14 protein-coding genes are annotated in these 12753 nt (G+C 35.8%); 7 read left to right on the plus strand and 7 right to left on the minus strand.

Annotated features, from left to right (window positions below; all coding sequences use genetic code 11):
• Positions 1–121: 121 nt before the first annotated feature.
• The 3 genes from B0A80_RS12295 to B0A80_RS12305 all read left to right on the plus strand — a co-directional run bounded on the left by B0A80_RS12295 (position 122) and on the right by B0A80_RS12305 (position 4060).
• On the plus strand, positions 122–2950 hold the full coding sequence (locus B0A80_RS12295) for a TonB-dependent receptor (RefSeq protein WP_165769251.1): 2829 nt from the start codon (positions 122–124) through the stop codon (positions 2948–2950).
• Positions 2951–3055: 105 nt separating this feature from the next.
• Positions 3056–3478 carry a hypothetical protein gene (locus tag B0A80_RS12300; RefSeq protein ID WP_070906400.1) on the plus strand — a complete coding sequence of 141 codons (423 nt, stop codon included), beginning with the start codon at positions 3056–3058 and terminating at the stop codon, positions 3476–3478.
• Between the two features lie 90 nt (positions 3479–3568).
• Positions 3569–4060, plus strand: coding sequence for a septal ring lytic transglycosylase RlpA family protein (locus tag B0A80_RS12305; RefSeq protein WP_017497434.1), 492 nt, complete (start codon positions 3569–3571; stop codon positions 4058–4060).
• A 79-nt stretch (positions 4061–4139) separates the two neighbouring features.
• Here the strand turns inward: B0A80_RS12305 and B0A80_RS12310 are convergent, their stop codons facing one another.
• Complete coding sequence (locus tag B0A80_RS12310; protein ID WP_089077455.1) at positions 4140–4595, minus strand: DinB family protein; 456 nt, start codon at positions 4593–4595, stop codon at positions 4140–4142.
• 77 nt (positions 4596–4672) lie between these two features.
• Between B0A80_RS12310 and B0A80_RS12315 the strand changes: the two genes are divergently transcribed.
• The 4 genes from B0A80_RS12315 (at position 4673) to nadD (ending at position 7447) form a co-directional block, all read left to right on the plus strand.
• On the plus strand, positions 4673–5026 hold the full coding sequence (locus tag B0A80_RS12315) for an arsenate reductase family protein (protein WP_089077456.1): 354 nt from the start codon (positions 4673–4675) through the stop codon (positions 5024–5026).
• A gap of 205 nt (positions 5027–5231) precedes the next feature.
• A complete protein-coding gene (locus tag B0A80_RS12320) occupies positions 5232–6092 on the plus strand; it encodes a YicC/YloC family endoribonuclease (protein ID WP_035746767.1) in 861 nt (286 codons plus the stop codon).
• Positions 6093–6183: 91 nt separating this feature from the next.
• Positions 6184–6756: a guanylate kinase gene (gene gmk, locus B0A80_RS12325; RefSeq protein WP_017497430.1), complete on the plus strand. Its 573-nt coding sequence runs from the start codon at positions 6184–6186 to the stop codon at positions 6754–6756.
• Positions 6757–6865: 109 nt separating this feature from the next.
• Positions 6866–7447, plus strand: a complete 582-nt coding sequence (gene nadD, locus B0A80_RS12330) for a nicotinate (nicotinamide) nucleotide adenylyltransferase (protein WP_070906398.1) — start codon at positions 6866–6868, stop codon at positions 7445–7447.
• Positions 7448–7604: 157 nt separating this feature from the next.
• On the opposite strand, the gene B0A80_RS12335 is transcribed toward nadD, so the two are convergent.
• From B0A80_RS12335 to prs, 6 genes are all read right to left on the minus strand, one after another.
• Positions 7605–9074, minus strand: a complete 1470-nt coding sequence (locus tag B0A80_RS12335) for a nicotinate phosphoribosyltransferase (RefSeq protein ID WP_089077457.1) — start codon at positions 9072–9074, stop codon at positions 7605–7607.
• A gap of 24 nt (positions 9075–9098) precedes the next feature.
• On the minus strand, positions 9099–9830 hold the full coding sequence (locus tag B0A80_RS12340) for a metallophosphoesterase family protein (RefSeq protein WP_089077458.1): 732 nt from the start codon (positions 9828–9830) through the stop codon (positions 9099–9101).
• Between the two features lie 3 nt (positions 9831–9833).
• Positions 9834–10673, minus strand: a complete 840-nt coding sequence (locus B0A80_RS12345; RefSeq protein WP_089077459.1) for an ADP-ribosylglycohydrolase family protein — start codon at positions 10671–10673, stop codon at positions 9834–9836.
• Positions 10674–10719: 46 nt separating this feature from the next.
• Positions 10720–11274: an RNA 2'-phosphotransferase gene (locus B0A80_RS12350; protein WP_089077460.1), complete on the minus strand. Its 555-nt coding sequence runs from the start codon at positions 11272–11274 to the stop codon at positions 10720–10722.
• 7 nt (positions 11275–11281) lie between these two features.
• Positions 11282–11809 carry an NADAR family protein gene (locus tag B0A80_RS12355; protein ID WP_089077461.1) on the minus strand — a complete coding sequence of 176 codons (528 nt, stop codon included), beginning with the start codon at positions 11807–11809 and terminating at the stop codon, positions 11282–11284.
• Between the two features lie 95 nt (positions 11810–11904).
• The gene (gene prs / locus B0A80_RS12360) at positions 11905–12738 is read right to left on the minus strand and encodes a ribose-phosphate diphosphokinase (protein ID WP_089077462.1); all 834 of its coding nucleotides are present in this window, start codon (positions 12736–12738) and stop codon (positions 11905–11907) included.
• Positions 12739–12753: the final 15 nt, after the last annotated feature.

Consider the following 12753-nt stretch of genomic DNA (forward strand, 5'->3'; position numbering starts at 1 on the left):
AAAAAAGAAAAATCATTTTAATGCGCAACACATTATACAAATCTTTCTTTTCTTAACAGTTTGATAACATTATCTGATTTTATTGTTATAATTTTGCCAAAAACAATAAACTAATTAACAAATGAAGACAATGAAAAATTGGTTACTTACTGGACTATTGTTCATGATAGTTTCAACCGCATTTTCTCAAGGAAAAATTTCCGGTATGATTACCGACGGAGTGGGTTCACTTCCGGGAGCAAACGTTGTGATCAAAGGATCTACAGTTGCTACTTCTACAGATTTTGACGGTAAATTTACTCTTAATGCAACAACAAGTACAGGAGAAATCGTTATTTCTTTTTTAGGTTACGAGAATTTAACTCTTAGATTTTCAGTTAGAAATGGTGAAACTACTAATTTAGGAACAATCGTTTTGACTTCTAATTCTAATGAATTAAGCGAAATTGTTGTAAAAAGCACAATCGTTGACATCGCAAAAGACAGAAAAACTCCTGTAGCGGTTTCAACAATTAAAGCTGCTGAAATCCAGGAAAAACTTGGAACTCAGGAATTTCCAGAGATCTTAAGAAACACGCCTTCTGTATATGCTACTAAAGCTGGTGGTGGTTTTGGAGATTCAAGAATCAACATTCGTGGTTTTAACCAAAACAACATCGCTGTAATGATCAATGGTATGCCGGTTAACGACATGGAAAATGGTTCTGTTTACTGGAGTAACTGGTCTGGTTTATCTGAGGTAGCTTCAGCTATTCAGGTTCAAAGAGGTTTAGGAGCTTCAAAATTGGTAACTCCTTCTGTTGGAGGAACAATCAACATTGTAACTAAAGCTTCTGACAGAAAAGAAGGAGGATCTTTTTCTTCTGGATTTGGTAATGGAAGAAACTTTAAAATTCAAGGTTCATACAGCACTGGAAAACTAGATAATGGTCTTTCTGCTTCTATTTTATTGTCTCAAACAATGGGAGACGGATATGTGAACGGAACTCAATTTGAAGGTTCTAACTACTATGTTGCTTTAGGATACGGTAGCAAAAGTGGAAAACATGACTTTCAAATTACAGTAACAGGAGCTCCACAATGGCACAACCAAAGATCTACTGTACCAACAATTGCTACTTACCAAAAATATGGTATCAATGGAGATCCAAACATCAGATACAATGCTGATACAGGATATTTGAATGGTGAAGAATATAACATCAGAAAAAACTACTACCACAAACCGGTAGCTTCTTTTAACTGGGATTACAAAATCAACGAAACTACAAAACTTTCAACTGTACTTTACGCGTCTATGGGACGTGGAGCTGGTGCAGGAGCAACAGGTGGTGTTGGTGGAAACACTTACAACAGTGCAGTATTCTTAACAGCTGATGGTTTAGTTGATTACAACAAAATCCAAGCTTGGAACAATGGTACTGGACAAGTTTTCTTTAACGGAGCAAACAGAACAAGAACTCAAATTGGTGGTGTTTACCAAAACAGTTCTTCAACTGGTAGAACTGGAGCAGGAACTACTGCATCTCCATATGTTTACAATACTACATCAGGTATTTCACAAACTTCATCAATCAACTCTCATGACTGGTTTGGAGCTGTTATTAACTTGAACAAAAAATTATCAAATACACTTACTTTAGATTTCGGTCTTGATGGAAGAACTTACACAGGATACCACTTTACTGTTGTTAACGACAGATTAGGCGGAGGTGAATTTTTTGACAACAATATTGCAAGCTTAAAACCAACTGGAAGACGTATTGCAACCACAGCATCTACAAATGTTCAATGGAATGTTTTTGACAAAAGAAATTATGACAAGATCTCATTCAACAGTACTGGAAAAGTAAAATGGTATGGAGTATTTACACAATTAGAGTACTCTAAAGATAACTTAACAGCTTTCGTTCAGGGAGCAGTTTCTCAACAAGGATTCAAAAGAGAAGATGACTTTGTTTACCTTCCAACTGACCCATTAACTTCTACTCCTTACAAAAACATCCTAGGAGGAAACGTAAAAGGTGGTGCTAACTACAACTTAAGCGAAAAAAGTAATGTTTACGTAAACGCTGGTTACTATTCAAGACAACCATTCTTTAACTCTGTTTATCCAAACAACAGATCAACAGTAAACCCTAACCTTACTAATGAGAAAATCATTGGATTTGAGGCTGGATATGGTTTCCGCTCTAGATTTTTCAACGCTACAGTAAACGTTTACAACACAACTTGGAACGACAGATACTTAAAAGGTAATGCATTACCAACTGACCCAAATACTTACACTGAATACTTAGGTCTAAACGAGGTACACTCAGGAGTTGAAGTAGAAGCAAGTTCTAACATTACTGACAGATTAAAAGTAACAGGAATGGTATCTTACGGAATCTGGGAATACAAAGGAAATGCTACTGTAAACGCTTACAATCAAGCAGACAACAGCCCTGTTGCAGGATACGTTGCTACACCAGTTTACATGGACAAAGTAAAAGTAGGTGATGCTGCTCAAATGACAGCTTCTTTAGGTGCTGCTTATGAAGTTTTAACAAGAGTAACTCTTGATGCTAACTACAATTTCAATGATAAATTGTACGCTGGATTAAGCCCAATCAACTTTGCAGATCCAAACAACAAAGGAGCATTACAATTGCCTTCTTATGGTTTACTAGATGCTGGTTTCTCATACAAAATGTTAACTGGAAAAAACAAAGACAAATCAGTTAACTTCAGATTAAATGTAAACAACGTACTTGATAAAACTTATATCGCTGAATCAAGAACAAATACTTTCGCTGATGACAACCTTCCTGTAGCTACTGGTCAACCAGCTGGTTCAAAAGGAACTTACGCATCTAACGGAATGCTTTACAATGGAGTAGCAAACGTTAACCAGGTATTCTTCGGTTTCGGAAGAACATGGAACTTCTCTCTACGTTACGATTTCTAATATTTAGAATCTAAATAAATACCTAAAGCGGCATTGACTTTTAGTCTGATGCCGCTTTTTTTATACCCTTTTTTGCTATATTTGTTTTATCAAAAAATCTAATTTATGTACCATTTTTTACAAAAGTTCCATTCAGGATGGGCTTATTTAGCGCTCTTGCTTTTATTAATTGCTACTGTAAATGCCATTATTGGACTTACATCTAAAAAAGAATTTACAGGCAAAGACCGCAAGATTGCATTATTTGCCTTGATTGGAACTCATACACAATTATTAGTTGGTTTAATCCTTTATTTTGTATCACCTTTAGGGAAAGCTGCCTTTGGCCAAATGTCTAATGCAGCGCTTAGACTTACTTCATTAGAACACCCTCTAATCAACATTATTGCTATCATTTTGATCACCATCGGATGGTCTAAACATAAAAAATTAGTTAATAGCGAAGCGAAGTTTAAAACTTTCGCTATATTTTACGGATTAGGATTATTGCTTATTTTAAGCAGAATCCCATGGAACCTGTGGTTCTAAGAAAAAACCAATTAAAGCCCTAAAAATAGGGCTTTTTTTATCTCGGCATATTATTTGTACAAACTCCCCAAGTCTGAAAAAAAATAAAACATGAGAAATAAAAAACATATTTTACTCACTGCACTTACTATAACTTTTTTAAGTTGTTTTACCTATGTTATAAGCCAAACAAAGCCTGCAACTGAACCTAAAATTACTCAGGATACTGTCAAAACTGCCAGACCTAATTTAATTGCAATACCAACTGATTCTGTTTTTACGGATAAGGGCTTGAAATTAAAACCTTATAAAAAAAATGCACATGCCTCTTATTATGCTGACCGTTTTAATGGTAAAAAAACAGCCAACGGAAGTCGATTCAGCAACAGCGCTTACACTGCCGCACACAAAAAACTTCCTTTCGGAACGAGAATAAAAGTCACCAATGAAGCAAACGGGAAATTCGTAATTGTAAAAGTTACCGATCGCGGCCCATTTGTTCGAACAAGAGATCTTGATTTATCCAAAAGAGCCTTTATGGAAATCACAAAAAGTAAAGGAAGCGGTGCTATGAAAGTTACAATCGAAACTATAGTCGAATAACATCCTTTTAAAATACAAAACCCGACAGTTTTTTAGAAACTGTCGGGTTTTTTCGTAAATTAAGTTGTCTTAAAAAGATCTAAACAAACTTTCGAATACTCATCACTACTCCGGTATGAACGCCTTCATGGTAATTATTAAAATCCAAAGCTCCGTTTATATTCTTCAGAGTATACCCTAAACTAGTGGTGTATTCATTATAATTCACAAAAATACCTGCTGCAAAATCATTTTCAACCTGCTTTAAAGTAGTCGAAAGCAGTTCACGTATTTCATCAACTTCTGCTTGTGAAACGTCTCCTTCCGGCTTAGTATCTTTTCGGTATTTAGCAATAAAATCTTCAGAAATGGTAACCGGCAATCCTGATAATTTATAAACCAAAGCCTGCTGTGAAGCAACGCAATGTGCGATATTCCAAACGATATTGTTATTGAATCCTTGCGGAATTTTGTTTAATTGTTCTAATGAATGACTGTCTAAAACTTTCAAAAGAATCTCTCTAATGGTCTTTTGTACTTCAAAAACTGGGTTCATATTTTTATTTTTTTTCTAAAATTAGGCAATTTTAAGTTTCAAATGGATTTTCTTTGTAGTCTCTTAAATTTAAACTTATGAACAAAATATATTACTTAGCATCCTGCGATACTTGCCGAAAAATTATTAAAGCATTACCGGAAGGCAATAATCTGGTTTTTCACGACATTAAACAAAACCCGATTACAGCAACTGAATTAGAAGAAATGTATCAACTTTCGGGAAGTTACGAAGCTTTGTTCAGCAAAAAAGCACAACTGTATAAATCGATGGATTTAAAGAACAAATCTTTAACGGAAGCCGATTTTAAAAAATACATCTTAGAACACTATACTTTTTTAAGCCGTCCTGTTTTTATTATTGACGGTAAAATCTACATTGGCAACAGTCAGCAGAATATTTTACAGGTAATGAAAGCCTTAGGACAATAATTTAACTAAAAGCTGTAAAGATTCCCGGTTTGCGTTAGGGATAGAAGTGGAAATCCTTTTTTTGAGTTTTTTCTGCTCAAAAAAAGATTGAAACGAATAGCCCGACCGAAGGGAACGCCCAAAACCTTTTAAAAATAAGGCAATAGAAACTAGAAAACCTCACTCTAAAGTTTTTTAGTATCTTTGCGCCTTTATACTCAATTATATGATACAATCTATGACAGGGTTTGGCAAAGCTTCTTTGCAATTGCCTACAAAAAAAATTACCGTTGAAGTAAAATCCTTAAACAGTAAAGGTTTAGATTTAAATGTTAGAATGCCATCGGTATACCGCGAAATGGAACTAGGTTTAAGAACTCAAATCTCTACTAAACTGGAAAGAGGAAAAATTGATTTCGGAATTTACGTTGAAAGTACTTCTGAACAAACCTCAACTAAGGTAAATGTTCCTGTTGTAAAAAACTACATCGCCCAACTAAAAGAAGTTTACCCGGATGCGGATGAAACGGAACTGATGAAAATGGCCGTTCGAATGCCGGATACCCTAAAAACCGAGCGCGAAGAAATTGATGAAAATGATTGGGAACAAATTCAGTTGATCATCGAAGAGGCTCTGGAAAACATTCTGACTTTCAGAAAAGACGAAGGAGAATCTCTTGAAAAAGAATTCAATCTCAGAATATCGAATATCCGTCAATACATGAACGACGCTCTGGCACTTGATCCGGAACGTATTAAAGCGATTAAAGACCGTTTACAAACTGCTATTTCAGAATTGAAAGTGAATGTGGATGAGAATCGTTTCGAACAGGAATTGATTTACTATCTTGAGAAACTTGATATTACTGAGGAAAAAGTTCGTTTAACCAATCATTTGGATTATTTCCTTGAAACTATAAAAGGCTCTGAAGCTAACGGTAGAAAACTTGGATTCATCACTCAGGAAATGGGTCGTGAAATCAATACCATGGGTTCAAAATCGAATCACGCGCAAATGCAGAAACTGGTTGTGATGATGAAGGATGAATTGGAAAAGATCAAAGAACAGGTTTTAAATGTACTTTAAAAACTGTACGCTTTAAGCATTAGGCTATAAGCAAAAAAACATAGAGTAAGTGAGCTTAAAGCGTACCGCCTAAAGCCTAAAGCATAAATTAATGAATAAAGGAAAATTAATTGTTTTTTCAGCACCATCAGGATCAGGAAAAACAACTATAGTAAAGCATTTATTAGGGAAAGAAGATTTAAATTTAGAATTTTCAATCTCAGCAGCTTCCCGCGACCCACGCGGAGAGGAAGAACACGGAAAGGATTATTATTTTATTTCGCTGGAGCAATTCAAGAAACACATCAAGGCTGAGGAATTCCTGGAATGGGAAGAAGTGTATCGTGACAACTTTTACGGCACTTTAAAATCGGAGATTGAAAGAATCTGGGCTTTAGGAAAAAATGTGATTTTTGATATTGATGTTGCAGGCGGACTGCGTATCAAGCACAAATTTCCGGAGCAAACTTTGGCTGTGTTTGTGAAACCTCCAAGTGTTGATGAACTAAAACGTCGACTAAAACAACGTTCTACAGAAAGTGATGACAAAATAAACATGCGAATTGCAAAGGCTTCGGTTGAACTGGCAACTGCACCGCAATTTGATACGATTATCAAAAATTACGATTTAGATACCGCTAAAGAAGAAGCATATCAGTTGGTAAAAGATTTTGTGAACAAATAGCTATTACACTAAGATTCGCAAAGAAGAACTCAGAGATTCACCAAAATTTTATAAATTACTTCGTGAATCTCTGCGAGAACTCTGCGAATCTTTGTGAAACAAAACATTTATGAAAATAGGCCTTTATTTCGGAACGTATAATCCCATTCATGTTGGTCATTTAATCATTGCCAACCACATGGCTGAGTTTGCCGATTTAGATCAGATATGGATGGTCGTTACACCACACAATCCGCTTAAAAAGAAATCTACCTTGTTAGACGATCACCAACGTTTGCAAATGGTGTATTTGGCCACTGAAGATTATCCGAAAATAAGACCTTCAGACATCGAATTCAAATTACCACAGCCTAGTTATACGGTCAATACACTGGTTCATTTGCATGAAAAGTATCCAACTCATGACTTCTCTTTAATCATGGGCGAAGACAACCTGAAAACACTTCACAAATGGAAAAACTACGAAGTGCTTTTAGCAGATTACGATATTTATGTTTATCCTCGAATATCTGAAGAAGAGGAAAACATCGAATTAAAATCACATCCAAAAGTGCATATTATTGATGCTCCAATTGTAGAAATCTCTTCTACTTTTATCCGAAACAGTATCAAAGAAGGCAAAAACATACAGCCTCTTTTACCACCAAAAGTTTGGGAATATATTGATCACAATAATTTTTACAAGAAGTAAAAAAAACACAATATTGTCATTCCGAGGAACGAGGAATCACACAAGTAATTCGACAAAGCTTGACGATTTTGATTGTAGAGTTTCTGGTGTGATTCCTCGTTCCTCGGAATGACAAGCACAAAAAAAAGCCTGAAATCAAATTCAGGCTTTCTTGTTTTTATGCTTCAACGTTTACCGCGCTTTTCACTCTTGTTCGAATCTCACTTAGCGACTGTTCTGTTAAAAGTTTCCCGTCTCTGAAAACTTCTTTCAATTCGCCTTGCTTTTCTTCTTCCCAGGAAACATTATCCGTTAGATGATATACTCCATCAATTAAATCAATTTTCATTAATCCTTTGGCTGATTTTTTAGTTCCGTCATCTGTAATTGGATCTTTAAAGATAGCTCTCCCTTCTCCCTTAACTTCTCCATAAGTTGCTTTCATTGCAAAACCAAAAGTATCTCTGGTATTGTATTGATAGGTAAACGAACCGATTCCCAAAACAACGTTTGTAGAAGCAAATCCTTTTTCTTTTAATCTTTCGCAAATTTGGGTCGCCCTTGCTACCGTAATACTATCACCGTAAATGGCGCCAATCTGCGGAATAAGCTCCTTATATCCTTTTGCATTAACCGTGCCTCCAAAAACATCCCAAAGCAGCTCAATTACCCCTTTTTTCTCTTCTTCTGTTTTTCCGTTTGGATTACCACAAATAATATCTACCGGATCACCACTATCAGGTCGGATGACAACTTTACCATCTCTGGCAATTATTTCTTCTTTCAATCGTGGTAAATAGTCGGTAAGAACTTTCCATAAATCCCAGGTATCCGAAACGATAGACACGATTCCTTTTGGATACACTTCCGTAACCAGTCTTTTAAACGTTTCACACTCTCCTTCGGTTGTTCCCATACACATTACAGAGTGCTCCGTTGCCGCAACTGAACCTGCAATTAATTCGGCATCAGAATCAGCCTTGTAATATTCTTCAAAAAAGTCAATTACCGGAATGGTATCAGAACCCGTAAAACTCAATAAATGTCCAGCCGCAGAAGTAATTGCTGCCTCGATTCCACCCATTCCTCTCATGGAGAAATCATGCGCCTGCCAATCTACAAATTCAGGAACTGATGATGTTTCGTCGGCAAATTTATCCAATACTTTTCGATATTCTTTTGCAATAGTAGCAGAGTTACAAGGCAACCAGACTACTGCAGACAATAAGGTTTCGAAATAATTAGTTAGCCAGAAAAACTCCGGAAGCGTATTGTACATTGTAAACATGGGTACTCTTAATGGCACACTAACACCTTCGGGCAACGCTTTAAAAACCATCGGAATATATCCTAAATCATGTAAATCTTCAATATGTTTGGTTCCAACCTGATTTTCACCTAAATAATTATTGATTCTGCGAGCGTATTTTTTAACGACTTCTTCTTTTGGCTTTTTAAAGAAATCGGCCTCAAAATCATGAATGATATATTTTTTGATGAAATATTGCAATCCGAAGAACACCACCTCCTCTAGCCCTTCAATTCTTGATTTTCTTGGCGTCCAGTTGGAATATACTAATGTTGTTCCGTCTGGGTATTGTCTTCTGTGGTCAACTTTGTAACCGTCGGTTAATAATAATGGGTTCATAAAATTTCTTAGTTATTTTTTCAATTATTTATTTCTTCCTTTTTCATTTGGATAAAGCTCTTGTACTATATCACTTTGCCAAAATACTTTTGTTTCCAGATCAAGACCTGTTAATCTGCCATAAAAGCCAGCCCCGGTATCGACATTCCACACATTGCATCCTTGCATTGGAATCTCTACATTATAATGAAGGGTTGGTGTGTGACCAATATAAATCTCATTATAAAGTAACAATCTTTTCGGATAGGAAAGCGAATTTTTTTTAATTCTCTTATCCATTGTCAAAGCCATTTCCCACAACGTTCTATCCCACGAATAATTGCTTTGGTAATGTTCTTTTTCCGGACCGTGCATCGACGAAAAACCGGCATGAATGAATAAATTGTTGTTTTCGTCTACAAAGTAATCTTTCATGCTATTGAAAAAATGGCGATGTTTTTCTTTTTCCGAACATTCAATATCGACATAACTCTCTATAGTCGATTTCCCTCCATGCAAAAACCAAATATCGTTTATAACATCATTCTCTAGCCACTCCTGACACCAGACATCATGATTTCCTTTGATAAAAATACACTGTTGTTTTTGGGACAAATCAATCAGAAAATCAATTAATTGTTTTGATTCACTCCAGCCGTCTACATAGTCTCCCAAAAAAATAAACCGATCCCTTTCTGAGCAGTCAATTCTCTCTAATAACTGAATTAATGCTTTTAATCCGCCATGAATATCCCCAAAAACAAAGGTTCTTTTCATGATTTAATTAAACTTATTATCGAGAGCTGCATCTAATTTTATTAGAAAATCTTTTCCAAATGTATCATTCTCTAAACCTTCATACAAAAAAGCAGGCAGGGTTTTATCGCAGTTTTCTTTGTTACTTAAAATCGCCATACACAAGGCAGCAACTGTATCGGTATCTCCGCCATAATCGATACTTGTTTTTAAGCAATCTTTCATGGAAGTCGCTTCGGAAACGATTTTAATAACCGCTTGTGTAGTTGGGTATGCATGCATATCGATTGGCGAAGTAATTTTATAGGTTTCATTCTCCTTCAGCGTTTCATTTAAAAATGACACTAAACTCGATCCGTCACCCAAATTGTATTTAAAATAGTGAACAGCCAAGGCAATACGCTTCGCACAACTGATCCCTTCAACAGTATAATGAGAAGTTCTTGCCTGAATTTCGCAGAAACTCATCAATTGCTCTATATCTTTTAAATAACCAATACTATAGGCTCGCATAGCAGAACCGTTTCCGTTACTTCCGTTGTTGATTATTTTAATGAAATCAGATCCATTTTTACTCGCGTCCAAGGCATTGTAAACTCTGTCGGAATAACCTCTTCTTTTATCTCGGTGAAATACTTCAACAAACTTATCTGCTACTTTGATTTCGTTCCAATTATCCTCTTCTAATAACAATTCCGAGATGGCAATTGCCATTTGCGTATCGTCTGTATAGCGTTTGTAAATTTCAGTATAAAGTCCGTGTTTGTGATACTGGGTTAAATGGTTATTTTGAGAAATAAAATCTAAATCCCGAAATTCAAAACCTGCACCATATGCATCACCTATTGCTGCTTCTAGTATCATAATTTGTTGTGTTTTATAATTTTAAAATGATGCTTACTCCTCCTCCTTATGATTTAAACTCTATGTACTTTGCAGGAACCTCAGCGGTCAGCCAAACATTATTTTCGGACAGATAAAATTTAAAACCATCTCTGTACATGGCACCACTTCTTACTGTCAGAATCTGCGGAGCTCCCCGCCTGCTTCCCACCTTTATTGCCGTTTCTTTGTCTTTGGAAAGGTGTACGTGCTGACGGCTCATTTTTTGTAAGCCTTCAAGTTTTATACTCTCCATAAACTTTCCAACAGTTCCGTGGTATAAAAACTCTGAAGGTTCGGCCTCCTTCAGGTTGAGCTCAACTGAAATTGAATGTCCCTGACTTGCTCTGATCTTTGTTTTGTCTTCATTAAAAGCAAAACGTTTTTTATCGTTGTTTTCTACCACATAACCCAAAAGTTCGGCCGTCATCTGATTTTGGCTTCCATTTTTATTACATTTTATAATCAATTCTTCAACATCTGCCCAACCGTTTTCGTCTAACTTAAGACCGATGGTTTCGGGTGAATGTCTGAGCACCAGACTTAGAAATTTGCTGACGCTTTTTGCTGTTTTTTCATTCATAACTCAACTATTTCAATTCATCTCTAACTTCCATCAAAGCAAAACCTAATAAGTTAAGCCCTTTCCACTTTTCAGGATTCAGAACATCTTTATGATCACCTGCCATTCCAATTCCCCAAATTGCATCTACTGGACTGGCTTCTACTATAACTCTATCCTTTGTATTTAGCAAAAAAGCTTTTAGTTCTTGATTTTGACTGAATTTATGATAATTGCCTTCTTTCACAATGTCAAATCTAGCAGCTAACCAAATTGCATCATTGTAATTTTTAACCTGACGTCCTAATTTTTTAGCTTCAGCAGGAGAATTAGCTTTAATGATTTTATCTAAAACTTCATTATCGTTAAACAATTCGGCTTTTTTTGCCATCATCCAGTGTTCGGCAGTTTTATACGTCACGCCATTTACTTTAAAAGAACTTAACCACCACTGACTAAAGCAGGTTTTAGTAATCGTTCCGTCTTTACTGGGCTGATGTCCCCAGAAAAATAAAAACTTACTTTCCGGAGCTATGGTATTTATATTGTATTTCATGTTTTTTGTTATTGAAACAAAGAAGCGGGTTCTCTGTTATTTTGTTTCAAGTTTCAGGTTCCCTATATAACTTGAAATCTGAAACTTGAAACTTTTTAAACTAATTGATCCAATCCAATCACCTGAACGCTTTCGCCTTCGAAATCTTTTACTGAATTGGTGGTAAAAATAGCGTCGAAGCAATTTAAAACTTCGAAGCCTTTATTGAAAATTCCGTGGCTTACTGCTAAGTATAATTTTCCGGCATTTTTCTTTTTCAATTCTTCAGCTAATCCGACGAAAGTTCCTCCGCCATCGCAAATATCATCTACAATTAAACAGTCCATTCCGTTTAGATCGTCTTCATAAACTTTAAAACCAGACAATCTTCCGGTTCTTACATCTCGGCTTTTGCTGCATTCTACCACTTCAATTCCGCCAAGAAATTCAGAAACTTTGTAAATTTTCTTTAATGCGCCGCCGTCCGGAGAAATTAATTTTACGTTTTCACCAATTTCTTTCAAAACCGCTGCAATAAAAGTATGATTCGGAATTACTTCGCAATTGTTTACTAATGCAGGTGTAACTTCAGAATGTGCATCAAAAACAAATACTTTATTCAACTGAAGCGTATTAATGATATCGGCATATACTTTTACAGATAAAGATTCGCCTTTAATCATCACACGATCTTGTCTGGCTGCCGGGAAATACGGAATAAACAAGTCGATTACTTTCACGTCCATTCTGCGCAAAGCATCAACTGTAATGCACAACAGACCTAAATCGTTGAATGAATTTAAACGGTGTGTGATTGTTACTTTTTTGGTATTGTCAAAATCAGGACTGATTTTAATGTGAGGTTCTCCTCCTGAAAATGTGAAACTTTGAAATTTGATTTCTTCCTTATTAAGAATTGGAGTGAATTTTGGGTCTAAATTAAGTATCATAGTTTTTTAGTTTGC

Source organism: Flavobacterium tructae, assembly GCF_002217475.1.
Classification (GTDB): Bacteria; Bacteroidota; Bacteroidia; order Flavobacteriales; family Flavobacteriaceae; genus Flavobacterium; species Flavobacterium tructae.